Source organism: Pseudomonas sp. FW300-N2A2 (assembly GCF_017351735.1).
Lineage (GTDB): Bacteria > Pseudomonadota > Gammaproteobacteria > Pseudomonadales > Pseudomonadaceae > Aquipseudomonas > Aquipseudomonas migulae.
The window spans coordinates 20,401-43,247 of sequence record NZ_JACNDU010000033.1; the positions used below are offsets into that span (position 1 = coordinate 20,401).

At 55.7% G+C, this 22,847-nt stretch carries 20 protein-coding genes; 5 read left to right on the forward strand and 15 right to left on the reverse strand.

The window, feature by feature from the left end; translation table 11 throughout:
* Window positions 1-1,134 (reverse strand): efflux RND transporter periplasmic adaptor subunit, encoded by a 1,134-nt coding sequence (locus J4E42_RS25725; RefSeq protein WP_192226428.1) that lies wholly within the window; start codon window positions 1,132-1,134, stop codon window positions 1-3.
* Window positions 1,135-1,453: 319 nt separating this feature from the next.
* On the reverse strand, window positions 1,454-2,353 hold the full coding sequence (locus J4E42_RS25730; protein WP_008037473.1) for a LysR family transcriptional regulator: 900 nt from the start codon (window positions 2,351-2,353) through the stop codon (window positions 1,454-1,456).
* Between the two features lie 410 nt (window positions 2,354-2,763).
* Here J4E42_RS25730 and J4E42_RS25735 point away from each other — a divergent pair, with 410 nt between their 5' ends.
* Together J4E42_RS25735 and J4E42_RS25740 are read left to right on the forward strand one after the other, a co-directional pair.
* Entirely contained in the window at window positions 2,764-3,885 is a 1,122-nt protein-coding gene (locus tag J4E42_RS25735) for an amidohydrolase family protein (RefSeq protein ID WP_219739999.1), read from the forward strand.
* Window positions 3,886-4,177: 292 nt separating this feature from the next.
* Window positions 4,178-4,435 (forward strand): DUF2790 domain-containing protein, encoded by a 258-nt coding sequence (locus tag J4E42_RS25740; protein WP_223434853.1) that lies wholly within the window; start codon window positions 4,178-4,180, stop codon window positions 4,433-4,435.
* Window positions 4,436-4,577: 142 nt separating this feature from the next.
* Here the strand turns inward: J4E42_RS25740 and J4E42_RS25745 are convergent, their stop codons facing one another.
* From J4E42_RS25745 to J4E42_RS25760, 4 genes are all read right to left on the reverse strand, one after another.
* On the reverse strand, window positions 4,578-5,714 hold the full coding sequence (locus tag J4E42_RS25745; protein ID WP_207286469.1) for an FAD binding domain-containing protein: 1,137 nt from the start codon (window positions 5,712-5,714) through the stop codon (window positions 4,578-4,580).
* Window positions 5,715-5,768: 54 nt separating this feature from the next.
* On the reverse strand, window positions 5,769-6,881 hold the full coding sequence (locus tag J4E42_RS25750) for an alkene reductase (RefSeq protein WP_207286470.1): 1,113 nt from the start codon (window positions 6,879-6,881) through the stop codon (window positions 5,769-5,771).
* A 37-nt stretch (window positions 6,882-6,918) separates the two neighbouring features.
* Complete coding sequence (locus J4E42_RS25755) at window positions 6,919-7,563, reverse strand: DsbA family oxidoreductase (protein WP_008037502.1); 645 nt, start codon at window positions 7,561-7,563, stop codon at window positions 6,919-6,921.
* A 112-nt stretch (window positions 7,564-7,675) separates the two neighbouring features.
* Window positions 7,676-8,593 (reverse strand): LysR family transcriptional regulator, encoded by a 918-nt coding sequence (locus J4E42_RS25760; protein WP_207286471.1) that lies wholly within the window; start codon window positions 8,591-8,593, stop codon window positions 7,676-7,678.
* Window positions 8,594-8,837: 244 nt separating this feature from the next.
* Between J4E42_RS25760 and J4E42_RS25765 the strand changes: the two genes are divergently transcribed.
* The 3 genes from J4E42_RS25765 to J4E42_RS25775 are packed head-to-tail and all read left to right on the forward strand — an operon-like array spanning window position 8,838 to window position 12,825.
* The gene (locus J4E42_RS25765; protein WP_207286472.1) at window positions 8,838-10,112 is read left to right on the forward strand and encodes a c-type cytochrome; all 1,275 of its coding nucleotides are present in this window, start codon (window positions 8,838-8,840) and stop codon (window positions 10,110-10,112) included.
* On the forward strand, window positions 10,109-10,573 hold the full coding sequence (locus tag J4E42_RS25770; protein WP_207286473.1) for a (2Fe-2S)-binding protein: 465 nt from the start codon (window positions 10,109-10,111) through the stop codon (window positions 10,571-10,573). Before J4E42_RS25765 ends, J4E42_RS25770 begins: the two co-directional genes overlap by 4 nt.
* On the forward strand, window positions 10,570-12,825 hold the full coding sequence (locus tag J4E42_RS25775) for a molybdopterin cofactor-binding domain-containing protein (RefSeq protein WP_207286474.1): 2,256 nt from the start codon (window positions 10,570-10,572) through the stop codon (window positions 12,823-12,825). Before J4E42_RS25770 ends, J4E42_RS25775 begins: the two co-directional genes overlap by 4 nt.
* A gap of 220 nt (window positions 12,826-13,045) precedes the next feature.
* On the opposite strand, the gene J4E42_RS25780 is transcribed toward J4E42_RS25775, so the two are convergent.
* The 9 genes from J4E42_RS25780 to J4E42_RS25820 form a co-directional block, all read right to left on the reverse strand.
* Window positions 13,046-14,383 (reverse strand): OprD family porin, encoded by a 1,338-nt coding sequence (locus J4E42_RS25780; protein WP_032832366.1) that lies wholly within the window; start codon window positions 14,381-14,383, stop codon window positions 13,046-13,048.
* A gap of 211 nt (window positions 14,384-14,594) precedes the next feature.
* Entirely contained in the window at window positions 14,595-16,250 is a 1,656-nt protein-coding gene (locus J4E42_RS25785; RefSeq protein WP_008037510.1) for a cation acetate symporter, read from the reverse strand.
* Window positions 16,247-16,609 (reverse strand): DUF485 domain-containing protein, encoded by a 363-nt coding sequence (locus J4E42_RS25790; RefSeq protein WP_008037511.1) that lies wholly within the window; start codon window positions 16,607-16,609, stop codon window positions 16,247-16,249. Before J4E42_RS25790 ends, J4E42_RS25785 begins: the two co-directional genes overlap by 4 nt.
* Before the next feature lie 31 nt (window positions 16,610-16,640).
* Entirely contained in the window at window positions 16,641-17,861 is a 1,221-nt protein-coding gene (locus J4E42_RS25795) for an FAD binding domain-containing protein (RefSeq protein ID WP_207286475.1), read from the reverse strand.
* Window positions 17,858-18,340, reverse strand: a complete 483-nt coding sequence (locus J4E42_RS25800; RefSeq protein ID WP_207286476.1) for a VOC family protein — start codon at window positions 18,338-18,340, stop codon at window positions 17,858-17,860. Before J4E42_RS25800 ends, J4E42_RS25795 begins: the two co-directional genes overlap by 4 nt.
* A gap of 305 nt (window positions 18,341-18,645) precedes the next feature.
* Complete coding sequence (locus J4E42_RS25805) at window positions 18,646-19,365, reverse strand: TetR/AcrR family transcriptional regulator (RefSeq protein WP_207286477.1); 720 nt, start codon at window positions 19,363-19,365, stop codon at window positions 18,646-18,648.
* 67 nt (window positions 19,366-19,432) lie between these two features.
* On the reverse strand, window positions 19,433-20,077 hold the full coding sequence (locus tag J4E42_RS25810; RefSeq protein WP_207286478.1) for a DsbA family protein: 645 nt from the start codon (window positions 20,075-20,077) through the stop codon (window positions 19,433-19,435).
* Window positions 20,078-20,166: 89 nt separating this feature from the next.
* Window positions 20,167-21,084 (reverse strand): LysR family transcriptional regulator, encoded by a 918-nt coding sequence (locus tag J4E42_RS25815; protein ID WP_207286479.1) that lies wholly within the window; start codon window positions 21,082-21,084, stop codon window positions 20,167-20,169.
* Window positions 21,085-21,145: 61 nt separating this feature from the next.
* Window positions 21,146-22,357, reverse strand: a complete 1,212-nt coding sequence (locus tag J4E42_RS25820; RefSeq protein ID WP_207286480.1) for an MFS transporter — start codon at window positions 22,355-22,357, stop codon at window positions 21,146-21,148.
* Between the last annotated feature and the right edge of the window lie 490 nt (window positions 22,358-22,847).

The window sequence follows — 22,847 nt, forward strand, 5'->3', positions numbered from 1 at the left end:
TCAGTTCCCCCCAGCCACGGCACCGGCCAACACCGGTGCCACGTTTTGCGCGGCAGTCACGGAGACCTTCATGCCTGGCTTGACGAACTGCAGCCCTTCAGTGATCAAGCGATCCCCCGCTTCGAGGCCACGCTCTACCAGCCATTGGTTGCCCACTGTGCGATTGGCCGTCAGGGGACGCTGTTCAACGGTTCCATCAGCGCTGACCACCAGTGCGCTGGGATTCCCCTTCAGGTCGCGGGTCACCCCTTGCTGCGGAGCAAGGATGGCGGCTTGTCGGACGCCGCTCTGAAGTTTTGCACGCACAAACATGCCTGGGAGTAGCAGGTGCTCCGGGTTGGGAAACACGGCGCGCAGGGTCACCGAACCGGTGGAGGGGTCGACTGACACCTCAGAAAACTTCAAGCGCCCTGGCAGTCCATAGGCACTGCCATTTTCCAGCGCGAGGCTCACCACGGCGGCGTCCGCCCCCGCCGTCTCCAGACGCCCTTGCTTGAGATCATCACGCAGTTTGAGCAGGTTTGCAGATGACTCCGTGATATCGACATAGATGGGGTCGAGTTGCTGAATCGATGCCATGGCCGCTGCCTGGCCGTTGTTCACCAGCGCACCTTCGGTCACGCTGGAGCGGCCGATGCGGCCAGCAATCGGTGCGAGCACACGGGTGTAACGCAGGTTGATCTCGGCACGTTTGAGGTCAGCCTCCGCCGTCAATTGTCGCGCCTGTGCATCCTCGAACTCTTGACGGCTCACCGCCTTTTCTCCGATCAGCTGTCGATAACGGTCTGCGAGGGAACGGGCCTGTTGAAACGATGCGCGGGCGCGGGCGACGTCTGCTTCGTACGGTGATGGATCAATGCGGTACAGCGGCTGTCCGGGTTTCACCTCACTGCCCTCGTCAAACAGACGCTGCTCGATGATACCGTCCACTTGCGGCCGCACTTCTGCAACGCGGAACGGCGCGGTACGTCCCGGTAGCTCGCTTTGCACTGTGTACGTTTGTGATTGAAGCGTCACGACACCAACCTGTGGCGGTGTAACAGCTTGTGCGGGGGCCTCTTGCTTGCAGCCAGCGAGCACGACCGCCAGCGCCAGAGCCGAGAGGATCAAGGGAACCGTCTGCAGGGGTTTCATGGGACATTCCTCATACTTTCGCCAGGCGATAGCGGGCCGTAGCCGGCCGAATCGGGGCGAGTTCCAATTGAAAAAATTTGTCAGTGCCGCGGGGTGGCGCGTTGACGACCGGGGTCAGTTGATGGGCATCACTTTACGAACCCGGGCACGCCGGGAGAATCGCTGCCCACTGCAAGGCTTCGTTGCGCATTCGGCAACGCTGCCGTTGCGCGAGCGCGCAATCAAGGCAGCACGCTGTGCGCCGCGATGGCATCGGCCGGCATTTCGATTCGGCCAAAAGCGACGCGCAACGCCGTCTGGTCAAATGCACTGGACGTGCTTAGGGGGCGAGTATTTCCTTGAGAAACTCTATGAACACATTGATGCGGCTGGAACCACGATGATTGGGCAGATACAACGCATTGATGCAGGTGCTTGCACTGCCAGGGTTGACCTCATACTGCTCCAGCACGCGCGTTAGCCGACCTGCGCTGACATCGTCACGCACCAGCCAATCGGCCAACAGCGTCACCCCGCCACCGGCCAACGCCGCCTCGCGCAGAATGTCGGCGTTGTTGCTTTGCAACCGTCCCTGCACATTCAAGCGGATAACTTCTTCGTCGCCCTGAAAGGTCCAATTGTGGTGACCCGTGCGGTAATCAAAACGCAGACACTGATGCTCCAACAGGTCACGCGGGTGCCGGGGCAGCCCGGTACGCGTCAGGTATTCGGGACTTGCCACCACCCAACGCTGGAAATCACCGATTCGCTTGCTGACGATGTCATCACTGACAACCGATGAACCAAGACGCACGGACACATCGATTTGCTCGCTGAGCAGGTCACTGACCTCGTCGCTCAGCGAAAGGCTGATCTCCAGGCCAGGATGGCGCTCAAGCAACCGCCCCAGATGGGGAGCGATGATACGTCGGCCGAATTCCACCGGGACGCTGGCCCGTAATCGCCCCTGGGCTTCACTGCCGCGGTCGGTAACGACGGCATCGGCCTCGTCGATGGCCTCGAGTATCGCCACGGCTTTATCGAAATAGTTCTGGCCCGCCACCGTGACGCTGGTGTTGCGCGTGGTGCGGTTAAGCAGGCTGGCGCCTAACTCGCTTTCAAGTCCGGCTACCTGTCGCGTCACTGACGAAGTGGAGATGCCGAGCTTGCGCGCCGCTGCCGAATAACCACCACAGCGAACCGTTTCGACAAACATTTTGAGCGCCAGCAACTTATCCATGAACGGATTCCGAGATCGAAAAGTAAAGGTAACGACTGTGCATGACCAGGCGGTGGGCGTCTTGCATGGCTGTGCTCAATCGGTAGCGGGTTTGGGGTTGCATGGCTTCTGACTACCTGCGCGGGCGCTCTTGCGGCGATTCCGCCAATCAAGCGCGTCTATCGGATCAGAGGTGGAGTCAGTCATTGCCACTCCTTTTTATCGAGCGATCAGTAAGCTCGCGACTATAGCAGAACGTTCATCACCGCCAACGCTCCCCCCATGATTCCGATTGAGAACGAAGGCCAATTGAAGCCCCTTGCATTATTTCAATTTATCGATTGATAATCAAAACCCAAAAGTAATCGACTGATCAATAAAGGCGTCTCGGCGTTCATCGCCCAACAAAAACAATAAAAAGGAGATTGACCATGCAATGTCCCTGCTGTCTCTCGAAGACCCGTCGCCAACTGCTAGGCATCATGGCAGCTACTGCGGGCGGCCTGCTGGTCACCCGTTTGGTACCCGCCTCGGCGGGGCCAATCAAGAGGGGTGCCGACATCCCGGTGAGATCGGTGGACATCCATGCGCATTACTATCCTGAAGAGTTCTTGCACCTCTTGGGCGGTGATGGCAAAGCTTTCGGTGGAAGCTATACCCGCCAGGAGAACTCATTCAGCTTCGCTACCCCGGCTGGCGGATTAGGGCCTTTGCCCCTGAAATTTATCGATGTGCAAGCGCGCTTGCTCGACATGGATCGCGCAGGCGTCGATGTTCAGGCGCTGTCCTTGAGCGTGCCGATGGTGTACTGGGCAGATCGTCAACTCAATGCTCGCCTGGCACGTGCCTGGAACGATGCCGCGTCAACTGTTCATCGCCAACACCCGCTGCGTTTTGTGGTGCTGGCGACGTTGCCGATGCTGGATGTGCACGACGCCATTATCGAGCTGGAGCGCACAGCCGAACTGCCCGGGGTGCGGGGCGTTTATATGGGCACCAATATCAACGGTCTGGACTTGGACGATCCACGCTTTGCACCAGTCTTTGCCCGCATTGAACAGCTGGGACTGCCAGTGTTCCTGCACCCGCAACAAACGGTTGGCGGCAGCCGCTTGAGTAACTATTACCTGAGCAACCTGCTAGGCAACCCGTTCGATACCGCTATCGCGGCTTCACACCTGATTCTCGGTGGAGTACTGGATCGCTACCCACAGCTGCATGTGTCATTGCCCCACGCCGGTGGAGCATTGCCAATACTCGTCGGGCGTCTCGACGCAGGCTGGAATTCACGTCCCGAGACCCGGCGTCTGGCTCAAAAGCCGAGCAGCTATTTGACGCGATTCAGCTACGACACCGTTTCACACTCCGGGCCGGTTCTGGACTATTTGATCGCCAATGTCGGTATCGACCATCTGGTACTGGGCAGCGACTACTGCTTCGACATGGGATACGAACAACCGGTGCGTTTTGTAGAAAGCGTAGGTCTGGGCCCCCGCGAAAAGGCTGCAGTGCTCGGTGGAAACGCGGCCAGAATCCTCGGACTCCGCGGATAACTTTAGCGAAACACTCAATTTCCCTTTGGCCGGTCTGACCGGCCTTTTTTTTTGCTCCGATTCAAGCCTTCATGACGAAGTGGACAAGTGAGCAATACCTGGCGCTTTGTCGATCATGCAACTTATCAGTCACTTGTTGTCAGGCACGTTGGTGACACATCAATTGTGGTAATTACCGGTATTTGAATTGGGTATTTTTATAAACTAACGCTCGACATCACAATTAACTCCAGAAGCACACAAAGAGTTCCTTCTTAAACAACCTCTGGAAATCACCCTCATGAAATACGCAATGCTCGCCTCACTCATGATGTTCAGCGTTTACGCTTCCGCCCAAAGCGCTTCCAACGTCAAGGTCGCCACTCCTGAACCTGAGCACTACAACTACTCCGAACACATGGATATCGCCAAAGTCATCAACATCACTACCGCCGAGGACACAAATAACGCTTGCGGCCCGGTGGATGCGCACATGGTGTATGTGGATCACAAGGGCGCAACGCACGACCTGCAATACAAGATATTCGGTAGCGCTTGCCTGAATGGTTAATGCCTTAAAACATGCAGATGCCAAAAAGAGGAGAAAGCTTCGAGCTGAAGCTTTCTCCTCTTTTTATATTCCAGACTGGAAATACGGCAACAACAACTCGCCTGTAAACGAACTTTTTCCAGTTAAAGCGGCTGAATCAGGATCAGTTGATGCCCATGATCCGGTCACCCATGCTCACCCCCCAATCCGCCATACGCTTGCCTTCTGCAAGTTGCAGTTGCTGCCAGACCAGCAAGCCTTTATCGATGTCGCCAATGTCGTCGATCGCTTGAGCCAGGGACAGTGCATTGCGGGCGGCCTTGGCCGTGCTGCCGGCCGTATGAGGACGCGGCACAAAAGCGGCATCGCCAGTCAGCAACACGCGACCAAACACCATTTGGGGGACTTTCAGATCAAGGATCGCTTGAACGAAAATATCCTTTGTCTGGCGAATCAGTTCACGAAAAGCCGGGTTGGCATGCTGCTCACCCATGTCCCGCAGGTAAGCATCCTGCTGAGCGGCCAAGGCTCCCGGTGGAATGGAGTGGCTACGCCGATGACCATTGTTATCAGTAAGCACAGCATCTAATGCTGCGCCTTGGGCAGCTTTCAAATACCAGAGCCAGTTGAACCGTCGCTCGCCAGGATTAATCGAGCCATTCAAGCCCGGCACCATGTATTCCAACATCAACGATTCAGGGTCTTGTTGAAAGACAAAGTCTTCGTAAAGCTGCGCTTTGGCGAAGTCTGGAAGTCCGTCTTCATCAACCAGACCACGCCAGACTACATACCCCGAATAGGTGTATTGCGCACCAGGCAACACCAGACTTCGCACGGTTGAACCCGCACCATCGGCACCAATTAGCAGGTCTCCCTCAGCACTGCTGCCATCTGCAAAATTCGCAGTCACTCGTTGCTCATTTTGAGTCAGATCAACCAGCGTCTTTCCACGGTGATAGTGCTCGGCAGGAAAGGCAGAGAACAATGAGTTGTAGAGCGTGTTCCAGGACGTCTGAGTTTGCGGCATCGGCTCTTTATGCACGACGGTGCCAGCTCGATTCAAATACAGACGATCATGGGAGCGGACCCCAAGTGCATTGGCAGGTTTGATTCCGGCATAGCGAAAATGCTGAAGAACATCTGCTTGCAGAACAATGCCTCCACCACGGCTATCCATCGCCGCGGGGGATCGCTCGAAAATATCGACGTGCCAGCCAATCGCACGCAACGCCGTGGCGGCGAACAGTCCTCCCAGGGAACCACCAATGACCAAGGCCTTCGGAACGTCTGAACTCTTCATTACCTCTCTCCTCGTAGCAGGGTGATTCCCACAGCCTCTGGATTTGACGTTGCGTTATGCCAACACCGGATAGTCGATGTACCCCTTGGCGTCGCCGCCAAAAAAGCTGTTGCCGTCCGCCGGGTTGAGTTCGGTACGGCCACGCAAACGCGCTGGCAAGTCGGGGTTGGCAATGAACGGGCGACCAAAAGCGATGAGGTCGGCACGCCCCTGCGCGATGGCCTGCTCGGCCGTTTCGCCGGTGTAACCACCCGCCAGCATCAGAACGCCATGGAAGTCAGTACGCAGCTGCTTGATGATGGCGTCCCAGCGGGGATCGTTACTTTCGTCGAGCACCGTGCCGACCATCATCGGTTCTACCAGGTGCAGGTAAGCGAGATTCCAGTGATTGAGCCGGGATGCAATGTAGCCAAAGGTTTGTTCCGGGGTGTCATCGCCCATGCCCATGAAACGCCCCATCGGTGTCAGGCGCACAGCAACACGTTCGGCGCCTATTTCTTCGGTCACGGCTTGCACGACTTCGAGCAATAGCCGCGCGCGGTTTTCGATACTTCCACCGTAGCGATCGCTACGCTGATTGCTGGCGCTGTTGATAAATTGGTCAAGCAGATAGCCATTGCCTGCGTGAATCTCCACACCGTCCATACCGGCAAGAAGTGCATTGCGAGCGGCCTTGCGGAAGTCGGCAACGATCGCTTCAATGCCTGGAATGTCCAGTTCCTGAGGAACCGGTACATCACCCCAGACCCCCTCGCCCTTTTCATTCAGGATGAACGTCTTGCCGGGGACCGGCTGCGCGGTCGGTGCCACCGGCAGGCCGCCGTCAGGTTGAAATACCGGGTGCGACACCCGCCCCACATGCCAGAGCTGCAGGAAGATGCGCCCGCCTTCTGCGTGCACGGCTTCGCTGACAGCTTTCCAGCCCTGAATCTGCTCGTCGCTATGGATGCCGGGCGTCCAGGCGTAACCCTGCCCCTGCTGCGAAATCTGCGTAGCCTCGGTGATGATCAACGCGGCACTGGCACGCTGACGGTAGTACTCGACGTTCATTGAGGTCGGTACGTTGCCAGGCTGGCCCGCACGGGAGCGAGTCAAAGGGGCCATGGCGACGCGATGATCAAGGGTGAGCAGGCCGAGTTTGATCGGGCTGAACAAGTGATGAGTCATGATGATTTCCTGAATGAATAGGGATTGAAAAAACGGCTTAAGCCGCTTGGCTTCGTCTTAGTATCTGGATCATTACTTCGATGGGCTGAGCACCACTGATGACGTCGTCTGCGATCTGAATACTCGGTACCGAGCGCACACCGGAGGCCTTGGTTATGGCCTCCAGCTTCAGGACTTCAGCGGTGCCTTCCTCGGTGCTGAGAAAGTCGACAACAGCCCCCCGGTCCAGCCCCGTTTCGGCAGCGATGTCGGCCAGCACATTGAGGTCGCCGATATCCCGCCCCTCGCTGAAGTACGCCTTGAAAATGGCCTTGATCAGGAGGGAAGCGTCTCTACCCGCCAGTTGCTCTCGCCATACCAGCCGATGCCCTGCCAAGGTGTTGGGGGTTTTTTCGACTCGTTGGTAATCGAACTCCAGACCGACAGCCTTGCCGGCGTGGGTCACCTGTGCGTCCATGGCCTGGCTACGCGCCCAGCTGCCGAACTTGCCAGAGCGGTAGGCTTTACGATCCATGCCCTGAACAGGCATGTCCGGGTTCAACTGATAAGGCAGGAACGTAATGTGGCCGTCAGCTGAATAATCCGAAGCGGCAAGCGCGCGTTCGAGATTTTCCTCACCGATCCAGCACCATGGGCAGATGAAGTCGTAAGTCACCTGAATCTTGGATGAGTGCAAACTCATGGCAGTCTCCGTGGTTGAATGTTTTCACACCCCCACGGTAGGCGGCCGGTCCCCGTCAGAGAATCCACCTTCTGCACAACGTTGCGTTTCGCAAAACGCAAAGGTGGGGCGATCAGCTCACGAGCTGACACTCCGATCCGAGTAATTCACTGAGGAAATCAATAAACGTATTGATACGTTTCGAGCCGCGGTGGTTGGGCAGGTACAGGGCCGAGATCGCCGAACTTGCGCTGTCCGGATTGACGACAAAAGCGTCGAACAAGGACGTCAATCGACCACTGTCGATATCATCATTGACCAGCCAATCGGGCAAAAGCGCCACCCCGCTACCGGCCAGTACCACGTCACGCAAAACCTCGGCATTGTTGCTCTTGAACTGCCCGTCGACGGGCACGCGAATCGCTTGTCCCTTGCCTGTAAATGTCCAGACCTGCTGCGGTGCACCGTAGTTGAAGCACATGCACTCGTATCGCATGAGGTCCATGGGTTGGTCAGGAAGTCCGCGAGCATTCAGGTACTCGGCACTGGCGACCACCCGGCGTCGAAAGCTGCCGATGCGGCGACTGACCACAGCTTCCATCGCCGCCGGCGACCCCATCCGGATCGATAGATCGATGCTTTCGCCGAGCAGATCGACGATGTCGTCAGATAACGTCATATCCAGCATGAGCATTGGGTAACGCTCTAAAAGCGTGGAGATATGAGGGGCGATGAGGCGGTGTCCAAACGCCACGGGGACCGAAATACGCAGCTGCCCTGCGGGCACTTCACCACGATCCGAGACCGACTCGTCAGCCTCCGCCATGGCATTCAGAATATCCCGGCCTTTCAAGTAATAAGCACTCCCGGCATCCGTCAACGTGACTTGCCGGGTAGAGCGATTAAGCAGCACGGTACCGAGGTCACCCTCAAGCCTGTCGATCATTCTGGTCACTGAAGAAGTCGCCAGATTGAGTTGTCTGGCGGCCGCCGAAAAGCCCTTGGAATCTACCGACTGGATGAACATTTTCAGTGCGAGCAGCTTGTCCATGAAACTCCTTCAATGCCATCGGTACATTCCTTGAGGATCCATCTTTGGACAAGCGCGCAAGTGGCGCGAGTTAACGGTTGTTAATTCTGACGTCGTTGCGCTGGGCGCAATGTAGCGTTGCGCCTTGATGGGGTACTCCATCACAACCGCCCTCTCTAAGCTCACGCCACAGAAAGTCGCCGTACGCCAATCGCACGCGGCGGATTGAAAAATCTGTCGTTAACTGAGCTCGAGAGGTAAGGCGATGAAGCGCAAGACGATCATCGGTGCCGTTCTGGCAATCGGCATCGTGGGGATAGGGTTTGCATTCTGGATGATGTGGAGGCCGGAAATCGCCACTGTCAGCCCGCCCGAAAATGCAGATCGCGAGACCCTGGACAGAGGCCGACGCGTCGTCGAAGCGGGCGATTGTGCGGTCTGCCACACACGACCTGGCGGCGCTTACATGGCGGGAGGATTGCCGCTGGTAACGCCCTTCGGAACACTCTTCACCACCAACATAACCCCAGACCGGGAAACCGGTATCGGCCAGTGGTCGCTGGACGCCTTTGAACGGGCCATGCGTGAAGGCATTGCGCGCGACGGCCATTTTCTCTATCCGGCGTTCCCCTACGTGCATTACCGAAAGATGAGCGATGCAGATATTGCGGATGCCTATGCCTTCCTGATGAGCGTGGACCCGGTCAACTACACCGCACCGGAAAACCATATGGTCTTTCCCATGAATTTCCGTCCGCTGGTGTCTTTCTGGAACCTGCTGTTCCTGCATGGGGATCCACTGGAACCACTTCCCGGGCAAACAGCGCAATGGAACCGTGGACGCTATCTGGTCGAGGGCGCGGGACACTGTTCATCCTGCCATTCGCCCCTGAATTTGATTGGCGGGGAGAAAAGCAGCGAGCTGTTCAACGGCGGTATCGTCGACGGCTGGACGGCCCCTGCCCTGCGCGCAATGGCCTCTGCGCAACATCCCTGGAATGAAGCCCAACTGGTCGCCTACCTGACCGGCGAGGTCGCCGAAGGACACGGCGCAGCAGCGGGCCCTATGTTGCCGGTCAGCCTGAGCATCGCGCAGATGCCGGAGGAAGATGCCCATGCCATCGCGCTGTACATTCTTGACCTCAAGAAAACCTCACCGGATGCGACGTTGCCGCCCTGTACCTCTGAGGCCAAGCCCAGTGCCAAGGCGCTTCTGGGCGCCTCGTTATTCGAAGGTGCCTGCGCGAGCTGCCACGGCACCGCCGCCCCGATGCGCGCCATTGAATCGAGGCCCGCTCTGGCAAGCACTTCGGCAGTAACGGCGGACTCACCACGCAATTTAATCCAAACCATCCTGCAAGGCATCCCGATGTCCAGTGCCGCCCCCAGCCACTACATGCCGGCCTTCGCACACAACCTCGACGATAGCCATCTGGCCGCCATTGCCGAGTATCTGCGCACCGAAAGCTGCGCGACCAGACCCTGGACGGACCTGGAGAAAACTATCAAGAGCATTCGGGCTCAGGAGCAGCAACCGTGATCACACTCGACATCAACGGCAAGACTCATGTACTGGACATTGCGCAAGACATGCCGCTGCTTTATGCCTTGCGCAACCAGGTGGGGCTCAATGGTGCCAAGTACGGCTGCGGCCTGGGTCAGTGCGGCGCTTGCACGGTTTTAGTAGACGACAAACCGGTGTTTTCATGCCTGACACCGTGCGGCGCGCTGGCGGGAAAATCTGTGCGTACCGTGGAGAGCCTGGGCAGCGCCGACCAACCGGGGCCGTTGCAGAAGGCCTTTATCGACGAACAGGCGGCCCAGTGCGGTTATTGCATCGCGGGGATGATCGTACGGGCGCAGGCTTTGTTGGAGGCCAACCCTCGTCCGGATGATGAAACGATCCGTCGCCACATGGCACCCAACCTGTGTCGCTGCGGCACCCATGTGCGGATCCTCGCCGCTATCAAGTCGGTCATCGCGCAGGGGGCCAAGGTATGAAAACCTCGACGCAAAACGTCAATCTGAGCCGCCGTGCTTTCGTGATCAATGGCACGTTGGTGATGGGTTTCGCGATGCTCCCAGGCATTCCGCGCGCCTTCGCCGACACCGAAGTGGACACCTTGGGCACGCAAATCCTGGCACCTGACCTGCCGGGCAGCCTGCGGGCCACGCCCTATCTGGACGCCTGGATCCGCATTGACGCGAAAGATGGCATCACCGTCTACACCGGCAAAGTGGAGCTGGGCACTGGCGTCAAAACGGCGCTCCTGCAGATCGCCGCCGAGCGCCTGGAAGTGTCGCCCGGGCTCATCCGTTTTCTCACCGCCGACACCGCGCTGACGCCCAATGAAGGCTATACCGCCGGCAGCCATACAATCGTCGACAGCGGCACTGCGTTGTTCAATGCTGCGGCCCAGGTACGTCAGCTATTACTCGAATCCGCAGCACGGCAATGGCAGCAGAAAGTCGACAGCCTGAGCACGCGGGACGCCGTGATCTACGATGCGCAAGGTCGCAGCATGACCTACGTGCAAGCGGTTGTCGGGGTTCAACTGCATCGCTTCGCATCGGCCAGCTCGCCCTTCAAGCCAGCCAGCAGCTTCACCCTGATCGGCACATCATTGCCTCGACTGGACATTCCAGCCAAGGTCAGCGGCGGTGCGGCTTATGTGCAAGACATGCGTCTGCCCGACATGCTGCATGCCCGTGTGATACGCCCACCCCGGCGCGGCAGTCAGCTGCTGGACATCGATGAGGCGGCCCTCAAAAAACTCCCCGGTGTAGTGAAACTGGTCCGCAACGGCAGTTACCTTGCCGTGGTCGCCACTGATGAATGGCTGGCAGTCAAAGCGATGCGCGAAGGCTACGCCTCTGCCCGCTGGACAGAAGGTAATCCGCTGCCCGACTCAACACATATCCATCAACTCCTCACCGAGTTGCCAGCGCGACGCTACCCGGTGAGCGCCAAGGGCAACCTCGCGCAACCTGCGCCACGCGCCTACAAGGCACGGGTGACCAAGCAATACCTCATGCACGGCTCCATCGGACCGTCGTGTGCGATGGCCTGGTTTCAGGACGGAACACTGACCGTCTGGACCCACACTCAAGGCGTCTATCCTCTGCGCATGGGCATCGCCGAGATGGTCGGCCTGCCAGTGGCTCAGGTGCGTTGCATCCACGCTGAAGGTTCCGGTTGCTACGGCCACAACGGCGCGGATGACGCCGCAGCCGATGCCGCGCTGATCGCCATGGCCATACCCGGCAAGCCGATACGGGTGCAATGGATGCGCGAGCAGGAAAATCTTTGGGAGCCCTACAGCTCGGCAATGCTTGCCGAAGTGGAAGCAGGACTGGACGACGGCGGGCGCCTTCGGGACTGGAAATACGAACTCTGGAGCACGCCGCACAACGAACGTATCGTCAATGCCGGGCGCTTGTTACCGGCGTGGCTGTTGGCCAGGCCCTTCACCCCAGCCCCTTCGATCCCTATTGCCCAGCCCGAGGGTGACGGCGACCGTAACTCGGTTCCGTTGTACGAGATACCCAACCTGAAGGTCGATCTGAACTTCGTTTTGAGCATGCCGTTCAGGACCTCGGCCATGCGTTCGCTCGGCGCCCATATCAACGTGTTCGCCATCGAGAGCACTGTCGATGAACTGGCAGCGCAGGCCGCCGTGGACCCGGTGCAATTTCGCCTCAATCACTTGAGCGATCCACGAGCACGGGCGGTGGTGGAACGTGTGGCCAGCAGCTTCGGTTGGCCGCAAAAGGCAACTGGCCCCGGCAGCGGAATCGGCTTCGCCTTCGCTCGCTATAAAAACATCATGGGTTACTGCGCCATCGCCGTGCAGCTGCATGTGCAACGGCAGACCGGGCAAGTGACGATTGATCGGGTGGTGGCCGCCGTCGATGTGGGGCAAATAGTCAGCCCCGATGGGCTACTCAATCAGGTCCAGGGTGGCATCGTTCAGTCCGCCAGCTGGACGCTCTATGAACGAATCCTCTATGACGCCAGCGGCATGCATAGCTTCGACTGGAGCGGCTATCCGATCATGCGTTTTCCCGAGTTGCCGAAACAGGTCGAGGTGCACATGATTGATCAGCCCGGCCAGCCATTCCTCGGCGCGGCGGAAATCGTCCAGGGCCCCATGGCCGCGGCGCTGGGCAACGCCATCAGTGATGCCATCGGCAAGCGCTTGCTGGATCTGCCGTTGGCGCGACGTGGTTGGCAGGATGCTCTGGGATCATGAACGCCCCCTGTTCAGAATAAAAAAGGGCGGTGAAGGATCACTTGCACCGCCCTACCCCAACTAAGGGAAACGTTACTCTACTTAAAAACATGCCGTTGGAAGAGAACGACATGTACACGCAACACTCGTTAAAGCGCTGCCTGTCAGTTACAGCGGCCAGTCACAACAGCACTGACTCACCGTATTGTTTCCGCTACAAACTATCGCCTGCATTTAAAAATCAAAACAATGCCAATTGGTAATTTATAATCACGCGATTCTCGTCTTGTTGGCGGGCGTTCGGGATATTATTCCGCACCATTGCATTTTTCCACATGACACCCAAGCCTTTGAAAGGACCTGATTGCACGACATAGGCGAGCGTAATATCACGTTCCCATTCGCTGGAATTGCTAGATGCGACAGTATTGATATCATTACCTTTAACATACACAACACCTGCCGTCGCACCAGGCAGACCCAGTTTTGCGAAGTCAAAAGAGTAACGGGCTTGCCACGACTTCTCGCCAGCACGAACAAACTTCTGAACCTGCATTTCCGTGATGGTGTAGGTGGTGGGGCCGTCCCCCTGGTTTAAATAAGGGAAGTCACTTTTCCCATCACTGACCTCATAGCCTGCTCCGAAAGTGTGACCCGCAACCGCGTAGGTAAACAACCCACTGTACAAATCGTTATCGACTTTTCCTTTCAGCGTGTTACCGCCGTAGTAGCCCGTCGTAAAATACGCAGGATCATGGCCGTTTGCACCATCATCCTTGCTATTAAAGTATCGAACATCACTGGTCAGCACACCAGGTCCGATTGCCCAGTTGTGAATCAGGCCAAGAAAATTCTGCTTATAAAAATCTTTGAGATTGCCGTAGTAGTACTGCAAGGTTAGATCTTTAGTCAGCTTGTAATCGCCACCGGCGTAAATGAATTTATTACTGAAGCGGCCAGTGACCGCATTATTGGCGCCTGCAATGGACATATTTTCATTGTTGCTGGAGTTGCGCCCCTTCACCTCTTCAATTTGCCCACCGATCAAGGTCAGGTCTTTGATGTCGGCCGAAGAAACCTGGGTTCCTTGCCAGGTTTGAGGCAACAAACGCCCGTCATTGCTGAAGATCACCGGCAGTTTTGGGACCAGAGTTCCAAGCTTCAGTTCGGTCTTGGATATTTTCATTTTCCCGGTCAGCCCCAAGTTGGAGAAATCGTCAACCGCATGGTCGCCGTCACTTGGAAATACCACGCCACCGTAGTTCGTACCCGTCGGATTGCCATGTTTACCGGCGCTTGAATCCAGCCTGACGCCCAGCATGCCCAGCGCATCAACACCAAAACCTACAGGCCCCGGGGTATAGCCCGAGATGAACTCGAGTTGAAAGGCTTGCCCCCACTCCGCTTGATAACTCTGGTTGGCTGCTTTCTGAGCGGGTGTTGCCGAGTCTCGGTAATCGCTATTGATATAGAAGTTACGCAGTTTAATCGCTGCCTTACTATCATCGACAAAACCAGCCGCATGGGCTTGCTGCGCCAATACACACATGGCTGCCGCCACAGCAAAAGTACACTTCATTTATTTTCACCCAGGTTTAAATTGTTATTTTTGTATGAACTATTAAGCGACTTTCCAGACGTAGGTATTCCGACAGCTTATGGTGCGCGAGAAGCACACAGCCAAACCATAGTTCGCTTATTAAAAATCAACTTCTCGCGACCAGCGTTGCAGGAGCTACACTTTCATGCAGAAACTTGTAGTTATTTAATGTAGACAGCCATCACCTGGCTTAATCAGCTTTAAGTTGCGCCTTCCATGTTGCCGGCGTACCCAGCTCCGTATCGACCAACTGATTTTCGAATCGACTGCGTTCAACTACGGCGCTGGCGGAACGATCAGTAATGGAGAACCAAAAAATACCGATAAATGCGACAGCCATTGAGAACAGGGCCGGGTATTCATACGGGAACCAGGCTTGCTGATGATGGAGAATCTTGACCCAAACAGTAGGACTGAGAATGCACAGGGTAATTGCAGACACCAGCCCCAACGATCCGCCAATCACGGCACCACGCGTCGTTAAACCCTTCCAGTAAATCGACAACAACAGCACTGGAAAATTGGAACTTGCGGCGATGGAGAACGTTAAGCTCACAATAAATGCGATGTTCTGTTTCTCGAAAGCAATCGCCAGCAGAATCGACAACACACCCAGCACGATGGTTGTAACACGAGAGACGCGCATTTCTTCACGGTCGCTTGCGGTACCACGGCGCAAGGCATGTGCATAAAGATCATGAGAAACGGCAGACGAGCCTGCAAGGGTCAACCCTGCCACTACTGCCAATATTGTCGAGAACGATACCGCACACATAAACCCGAGGAAGACATTGCCGCCGACGTTATGTGCGAGGTGAATCGCAACCATATTAACGCCACCCAATATTCCACCTGACGCATCATGATAGGCAGGATTGCTGGCAACCAGGGCGATGGTGCCGAAACCGATGATGACGATCAGTGCGTACCCTATGCCGACAAGACCGGTGGCATAAAGAATACTTTGGCGCGCAGCCTTGACGTTACCGACGGTGAAGAACCGCATGAGAATATGTGGAAGACCTGCCGTACCGAAGACTAATGCCAGCCCCAGGGAAATCGCAGACACAGGGTCAGTAATCAGCCCTCCTGGACTCATGATTGCTACATGGGATGGATGCACTTGGGTAGCTTGAGTGAACAGCTGGTTCAGGCTGAATCCGAATTCGGATAACACCATGAAAGCCATGAAGACACAGCCAGTCAGCAGTAAGACTGCCTTGATGATCTGAATCCAGGTGGTTGCCAGCATCCCGCCAAAGAAAACATAGATGACCATTAGCGTACCGACGAGCAGCACAGCTGCGGTGTAATCGAAACCGAACAGCAATTCCACCAACTTTCCAGCGCCTACCAGCTGAGAAACCAGATAAAGCAGAACGATCACGATCGAACTGGACGCCGCAAACGCTCGTATGGGTCGTTGTTTCAGGCGATAGGACAGTACGTCCGCCAGCGTGTAGCGACCTAGATTGCGTAATGGTTCGGCAATCAGGAACAGAATGATCGGCCAGCTTGCAAGGAAACCGATTGAGTAGATCAGTCCATCAAAACCGCTGGTAAACACCAACGCGGAGATACCCAGCAAAGACGCCGCGGACATATAGTCTCCGGCGATGGCCCAACCATTTTGGAAGCCGGTAATTTTTCCGCCTGCGGCATAGTGATCGGCAACACTATTGTTTTTGCGTGCGGCCCATCGTGTGACAAACAGAGTAAAAATAACAAACGCTAGAAACATGCCGATGGCAATGGGGTTATGTTTGTGGACTGTGCTTGGAGCGTCGGCAGCGTATACCGCTACCGAAGCCAGGATGGCTGAGACTGCAATAAGTAGACGCTTCATTTGTTGAAGCTCCTGATGATTGTTTTTATTTTAGGGTCGTAGCAGGTATTAGTTCGCCATACGTAGACAGCAACGAGAAGAATCGTGAAGGCGAGCATTCCAAAGCCAATTGGCACGCCCCATGTCATCGGTTGCCCTTCGATGATAGGTGTACCCAAACGGGCCGGTATAAAGGCTAGAGAAAGAATAAATCCGAAATAAACTGCCAGCATCAGGGCAGTCATACTCCACGAAAATATCCGTCGCTGTTTTACCAAAGCACGAAACTCCGGATTTTCGAGAATCGGGTTTTGAATAGCGTTATCAACCTGTTCAGCGGACAGGGCCGAGCCACCGTCTTGCGGATATGCATGTTCCATGGTTGTCTCCTGCAAAGGGCTTTAGGCTGTATTAAAACTTCACGGGCACCGCTGTCTCGCGCATTACGGCTTCCGGGGTTCGGTACAACTCAGCCATTTCGCGCTCTTCCTCGCTTTTCAGTTGCGCCTGCATATACGCACCCAAATGCCTGGCATGCTGAACAATCGACGCCCCGAAACGACAGCGTTGCTCGCTATAGTCCGCCAGTGCCTCTTCAACGGATGCATGTCGCTCAAGTGCTTCGACGATTGCCAACGCGTCACCGGCGGCCTTGGTAACACCCATTCCACAATGGGGACGCGCCACAAATGCCGCGTCGCCGAGCAAAGCGACACGCCCGAAATTCATCTTCGGTACTTCCAGGTCGTAAATGGGCTGGAATAAAGGTTGCGCGGCTTTCTTTACAACTTCGGCGAACTGCGGGGCAAGTAATGTCTCGGCGGACTGGTACATAGTGTCGAGCACATCACGGCGTATCAGCGCCGGAGGAATTCCACCTTCAAATTGTTTCCCGCTTTCGTCCCTCAACAAATCGCGCAAATCGTCGTCGCCACTGGTGCGGTACCACACGAAGTTATAACGGCGTTCGCCTACAAGAGTGCTGTTGGAGTGCCCGGCAACTGGATACCCCAGGATCTGCTCGTGTGGCGGCAAACAAAAAGCGAATTTATCGAATAGCGCTGCGTGGGCAGAGTCCGATAGAGCACTTTCATCGACTAACCCACGCCATGCGATATATCCAGCGTATTGCAGGTGTACGTCAGGTAAAAAATGCTGGCGGATTGTCGACCGAAATCCATCAGCGGCAATAATGACGTCCGCTTGATGAGTTGTGCCATCGGCCAACGTGACGCTGGCATGCGTGTCAGTGCTTTCAACCGAGATGACGCTACCACCGCAGCGGTACAGCGAGTCCGGAAATGCGGCGCGAAGAACCTGGTACATTTTCCCCCACGCGGTCAACGTCTGAGGGAGCGCGTTTTCAAGTACCACATCGCCATCCTGGGCCAACGTGACACGCGAAAGCACATTGATACCGACAGATGCATCGAGGGGTATTCCCGCAGCGGCCATCGCCTCGAACAATTCAGGGTGTGTAACGATCCCGGCGCCTCGTCCAGCGAGTTCATCCGGAACACGTTCGAAAACCTCAACATCCCAACCTTTGCGTAACAGCATATTTGCTGCAAACAGACCACCCAGCGAACCGCCCACAACAATGGCGCGGGGTTTATTCAACGTATTGATCATGGCCGTTCTCCCACAGTGGCAGCTACATGGGAGGCGTAAGAACCAACCGCTTCAATCTCGGAGGCTGGAAAATTGAGCTCGATGGTGACACCTGACGGATCTTCGATGAAAACCTGATGCAGGCCGAGGCTCGGAACGGTGCGATCACGCCAGGCAATGCCTTCGGCCTTGAAGACGCTCCAGAATGCAACCAGGCCAGTTACCAGAAAGGCAATGTGGTCAACGGTTCCAGTGCCTGTCAGCGGGATTTCTTTATCGCCGAGGTAGTTCTTCAGACCTTCGGGGTTGGAAGGGTCAATCCCGATAATGTGGACCGTGCCAAAGTCCTCCTCATCTCCTCCCATGTACAACCAAACGCCAGGAAAATCGAACGGCGGTCGATAGCCAGGGGTAAAACCGAGCACCCTTTCATAAAATCGGCTGGACCTCTCCAGGTCGAACGACCGGATCGAGTAATGAGCGAGCTTCAGGACTTGCATGGTGCCTCCAACGTTTTTTGTATTTATTTATCACTCGATAAACAATACGTCCTGACGAAATTGAAGTAAATAGCCGATGGGTCAAATTTTTGAGGGCTGGCCTGGACCACGTCATGGCGACGCAAAGGGGAAGCGGGTTTCAAGCGTTGGGAAAGGGCTTTTCAGGGCAAAATGACAAGCGTACGCCCCCTACCACCTGATCAGCTGAAGGCTGAAACAGGTGATGAGTGGTCGACAAAAAAGAGAGGCAAAGCAAAAGATCAGCGGGCGGGTAAAGCAGAAAAACCAATTCAAATTGAAGCCGGTCAATTCAAGCCAGGCTTCTCGCCGAGGTCGTTATCGACTTGTTGCAATACGTGGGGACTGCCGTTAAGGAATGCATCGACCATCTGCTCGATCAGCGCATCAATGTCCTCCGTTACTGGAAGATCGTAAATCCATTTGCGCACGCCGATATAGAAAATGCTGGCATGCAAACTCCAGATCAATTCCAGCTCTTTGTCATTGATCGTTTCACCTGAGGAGGGTGCCAATCCATGAGCATGGCGAATCTCTGCGATGACAGGAATGAAGACTCGCTCACGCAATTTGGCGAGATACCGATCGTTGATACCTTCACGTGTCAGCCCGGCGAAAACGAAGATACGAATCCATTCCCGCCGCAGAATCACCCCTGCGTATGAGGTATAGAAACGAACCAGACGAGACTGAAGGGGTTCCGAGCGATCCTTGATCATCGCTTCCCACGAGGAATCCCACTGGTACACCTCGTCGTACACGCGATCTATCAGCGCCTCTTTGCTAGGGAAATATCGATAGAGTAAAGGCTGGGTAACATCAAGTTGTCGCGCCAGCTCACGGGTGCTCCCCGAGAATCCGCACGTCGCAAAATGCTCGATGGCTTTCTGCACAATCTGCTTTTCCCTGACCTCTGGCGAAAGGCGTCGAGTCGTCGATTTGACGAGGCTTGCGGAGTCTTTTGACTTGCCTGGCTCGTTCTCGTCCACATTTTTTGAGTCTTGCATAACGCCTCACTAGAGCTTCATTCAGGCATCATACAAAACAAAAGAATGTGCTGGCTATGAACCACACCTATTTGGCCAGGCGGCTTTCAATATCCGTCTTGAACAATGTGGGTCGACTTAAATAATGCCCCATGGCCAACACTTCCATCTCGCCATCGATTTCCAGCGCAAATGCTGGAAAGCCACGCGCATTCAGGGCTTCCAGCATCCCGTTGCTGCGCTCAAGATGGTCCTGCAATGAGTCTGCGGTGACCGAATCAAAAGCCGCCATAAACCTATCTGATTCAAAGCCAAGTTCGCCGGCAATGTCGGCAATCACCCCACTGTCAGCAATGGCCCGTCCCTCCTGGTAGTACGCGACTTGCAAGCGTTTGAGCATTTCAACGCCGCGTCCTGACAGCTGTTGAGCCGTCATCATGGCTGCAATGGGCGGTGAAGAGTCCAGGTAAACGTTTTCATGGTCGAGTACGCCCTGGACGTAAGCGTCTGCGAAGGTTTGTTTGCTGAACGCGGTAATCCGAGCTTCGTGAGGACGAACAAAATCGCGCCACTCACCCGACACAAACTTGCTTTTGTCTCCCGATAACATGCCTACACCATGAGCCTGAATTTCCAGGCCAGGAATCGTGGTGGCCGCCGTGATCATTGGTGCCGCTCCATAGCACCAGCCACAGAACGGATCGTAGACGTAATGCAATGTTGCGGCGCTCATTCAAGCCTCCCGGATCTGCTGTATCTATACAGCGAAAGTGGTCCATTACGTCGAAATCCAACGCTTTAAATTAAGCAACGGTAACGAGATCAGCTCACTGGCAAGCCCTCAGGCCCGAGCAACTCGCTGATGAAATCGATAAATGCATTGACGCGCCTGGAGCCGCGATGATTGGGGAGATACAGCGCAGAGATAACCGAACTCGCGTCGTTCGGATTGACAACAAAAGACTCGAACAATGACGTCAGGTGACCGCTACCAATATCATCGTTGACGAGCCAATCAGGTAAAAGAGCCACCCCTCCGCCCGCCAGCGCGACCTCGCGCAAAACCTCCGCATTGTTGCTTTTAAAGCGGCCTTCAATAGGTACTCGAGTCTTCTCACCGGACTTTAAGAAACTCCAAACCTGTTGCTTTTGGCCATAACTAAAGCGCATGCATTCGTGCTGCATGAGGTCCATAGGATGTTCGGGGAAACCATGCGCATTCAGGTACTCGGCACTGGCAACCACCTTACGGCTGAAATGACCGACAGGACGACTGACTACACCGTCCATTGCTGCTGCGGAGCCCAACCGGATCGATAGATCGACGCGCTCACCCAACAACTCAACAATGTCGTCAGAAAGCGTCATGTCCAACACGAGTTGCGGGTAACGCTTCAAAAGCGCGGCGATATGCGGCGCAATCAGACGACGTCCCAGCGCCACGGGTACAGAAATACGAAGATGCCCTGCCGGGACTTCCCCACGGTCAGTGACCGAGGCATCCGCTTCGGCTACAGCGTTCAACACCTCCCGCGCTTTCAAGTAGTAGGCAGCCCCGGCATCTGACAATGAGATTTGCCGCGTGGAACGGTTAAGCAGGACAGCGCCCAGCTCAGCCTCAAGCCCATCGATCATCCGGGTCACGGAAGACGTCGCCAGGCCCAACTGTCGAGCAGCGGAAGAAAAGCCCTTCGAATCCACAGCCTGGACGAACATTTTCAATGCGAGCAACTTGTCCATGACACTCCTCGACTATCCCCGTTCTCATCTTGGGCATTGCGCGTTCCAGCGACCGATTGACTCAGTGAACCTGCCCGGCTCGACGAGAAACAATCGAGAAGGCGATCAGAGCGACCAGCGACAAGGCGCTTCCCACCGCTGCAATCGCCAACCAGCTGGCATGTTCATAAAGCGAACTGGCCACCGAGGAACCGATTGCACCGCCAACGAAGATACTGATCATGTACAACGCATTCAGGCGGCCTCTGTTGGCGGTGCCCAAGGCGTAGACGGCTCGTTGGCCAAGCACCATGTTCATCTGCACAGCAAAGTCCAGCGCAACACCGGTGACAGCCAAACCAATCACACCGTAAAAGGGATTAATGAAGGCTGGAAGGAAACTCACCACGCCCAGCACCATGGCCAACTGTGAGGCTCGTCGAGTGTGCCCTGCATCAGCGAGCCGACCACTGATAGGTGCAGCGACTGCACCGATGGCGCCGACCAGAGAAAACATCGCAATCTGACTTTGCGTGAGGCCGAACTCACGACTCAACACCAGCGGTACGGCGGTCCAGAACAAACTGAACGATGCAAACATCAGCCCTTGATAAAGTGCTCGCTGACGTAATACGGGTTCGCGGCAAAACAGTTGTCCAAGGGACATCAGCAGTTGACCATACGACGCACGATGGGCTGGCTGCCATTTGGGCATGGTCATGCCGATCACTATGGAGATGATGAGCATCAAGGCAGCAGCCCCGATAAACACTGCCCGCCAGCCCAAATGATCAGCAATCAGGCTCGACAGCGGCCGCGCAAGCAAAATCCCCAGCAGCAAGCCTCCCATGATCCCGCCAACCACTCGGCCGCGAGACTCTTCCGGAGCCAGATGCGCGGCCAATGGAATAAGCATTTGCACGGAGACCGAGCTGAAACCGATGAGCGCCGATACGACAAGAAATACGCTCGGCTGCCTGGCTAAACCAGCGGCGAGCAGACTGAAGATCGTAATCACGATCGTCGCTATCATCAGTCGGCGGTTTTCGACCAGGTCCGCCAAGGGCACCAGGAAAAACAATCCGAGTGCATAACCAATCTGAGTCAGCGAAACAATAAGGCTCGCGTGGCCACTCGACATACCGATATCCGGGGCAATCAAGCTGATGATCGGTTGTGCGTAATAGATGTTGGCCACGATGGCACCGCAACAAAACGCAAACAGAAGCACCAGCCCTCTGGTCATTGAAGCTTTTTGTATCGTCGTTGCTGTACCACTTGTAGAAACGCCCATGCCATAGACTCCTGAAGTTCGACAGCGGTGACTTTCCAATGAAAGGTCACTCGCTTTACTGTTTGTCAGGTCAACAAAATAGGCGGCACTCCCCCTCGAGAGAATATGGGCAGGACGCAACGTGACGTTGCGTCCTGCGCAAAAGATGCGCGGCGCAGTCAACGTCCCCTCTTGAGTCAATGGCGCGCAATTGAGCGAGATACCTCATTGCCGGCACCCACCTTTGTGCATCGCGCCTGCTCATCTCCAATATCAGCACCTGGCTTGAAGGTGACTCAGCCATCGTCCTCACCGGCCATCGACAAGCCGTTTGAGCTGAGCGTAGACTACTATTGATCGATCGATCATTAATAGTGTTTTTAACAAAAGAAGGCCTTAAATCGCTCCAGGCTCAACCGCTCCAACCTAAAAGCTTCCCTCCTTTTATGCGTCGTCGAGCCAGCCTTGGCCGAGATAAAAATGGGTGGATAAAAATAAAATCTCTTGAGTG

What these genes read in the sequence shown, in the direction of transcription:
- J4E42_RS25780 (WP_032832366.1), bottom strand. Translation starts at nt 14,383, where the DNA reads ATGAAGTGTACTTTTGCTGTGGCGGCAGCCATGTGTGTATTGGCGCAG.
- J4E42_RS25795 (WP_207286475.1), bottom strand. Translation starts at nt 17,861, where the DNA reads ATGATCAATACGTTGAATAAACCCCGCGCCATTGTTGTGGGCGGTTCG.
- J4E42_RS25735 (WP_219739999.1), top strand. Translation starts at nt 2,764, where the DNA reads ATGCAATGTCCCTGCTGTCTCTCGAAGACCCGTCGCCAACTGCTAGGC.
- J4E42_RS25785 (WP_008037510.1), bottom strand. Translation starts at nt 16,250, where the DNA reads ATGAAGCGTCTACTTATTGCAGTCTCAGCCATCCTGGCTTCGGTAGCG.
- J4E42_RS25800 (WP_207286476.1), bottom strand. Translation starts at nt 18,340, where the DNA reads ATGCAAGTCCTGAAGCTCGCTCATTACTCGATCCGGTCGTTCGACCTG.
- J4E42_RS25725 (WP_192226428.1), bottom strand. Translation starts at nt 1,134, where the DNA reads ATGAAACCCCTGCAGACGGTTCCCTTGATCCTCTCGGCTCTGGCGCTG.
- J4E42_RS25775 (WP_207286474.1), top strand. Translation starts at nt 10,570, where the DNA reads ATGAAAACCTCGACGCAAAACGTCAATCTGAGCCGCCGTGCTTTCGTG.
- J4E42_RS25790 (WP_008037511.1), bottom strand. Translation starts at nt 16,609, where the DNA reads ATGGAACATGCATATCCGCAAGACGGTGGCTCGGCCCTGTCCGCTGAA.
- J4E42_RS25815 (WP_207286479.1), bottom strand. Translation starts at nt 21,084, where the DNA reads ATGGACAAGTTGCTCGCATTGAAAATGTTCGTCCAGGCTGTGGATTCG.
- J4E42_RS25740 (WP_223434853.1), top strand. Translation starts at nt 4,178, where the DNA reads ATGCTCGCCTCACTCATGATGTTCAGCGTTTACGCTTCCGCCCAAAGC.
- J4E42_RS25765 (WP_207286472.1), top strand. Translation starts at nt 8,838, where the DNA reads ATGAAGCGCAAGACGATCATCGGTGCCGTTCTGGCAATCGGCATCGTG.
- J4E42_RS25745 (WP_207286469.1), bottom strand. Translation starts at nt 5,714, where the DNA reads ATGAAGAGTTCAGACGTTCCGAAGGCCTTGGTCATTGGTGGTTCCCTG.
- J4E42_RS25810 (WP_207286478.1), bottom strand. Translation starts at nt 20,077, where the DNA reads ATGAGCGCCGCAACATTGCATTACGTCTACGATCCGTTCTGTGGCTGG.
- J4E42_RS25755 (WP_008037502.1), bottom strand. Translation starts at nt 7,563, where the DNA reads ATGAGTTTGCACTCATCCAAGATTCAGGTGACTTACGACTTCATCTGC.
- J4E42_RS25760 (WP_207286471.1), bottom strand. Translation starts at nt 8,593, where the DNA reads ATGGACAAGCTGCTCGCACTGAAAATGTTCATCCAGTCGGTAGATTCC.
- J4E42_RS25805 (WP_207286477.1), bottom strand. Translation starts at nt 19,365, where the DNA reads ATGCAAGACTCAAAAAATGTGGACGAGAACGAGCCAGGCAAGTCAAAA.
- J4E42_RS25730 (WP_008037473.1), bottom strand. Translation starts at nt 2,353, where the DNA reads ATGGATAAGTTGCTGGCGCTCAAAATGTTTGTCGAAACGGTTCGCTGT.
- J4E42_RS25820 (WP_207286480.1), bottom strand. Translation starts at nt 22,357, where the DNA reads ATGGGCGTTTCTACAAGTGGTACAGCAACGACGATACAAAAAGCTTCA.
- J4E42_RS25750 (WP_207286470.1), bottom strand. Translation starts at nt 6,881, where the DNA reads ATGACTCATCACTTGTTCAGCCCGATCAAACTCGGCCTGCTCACCCTT.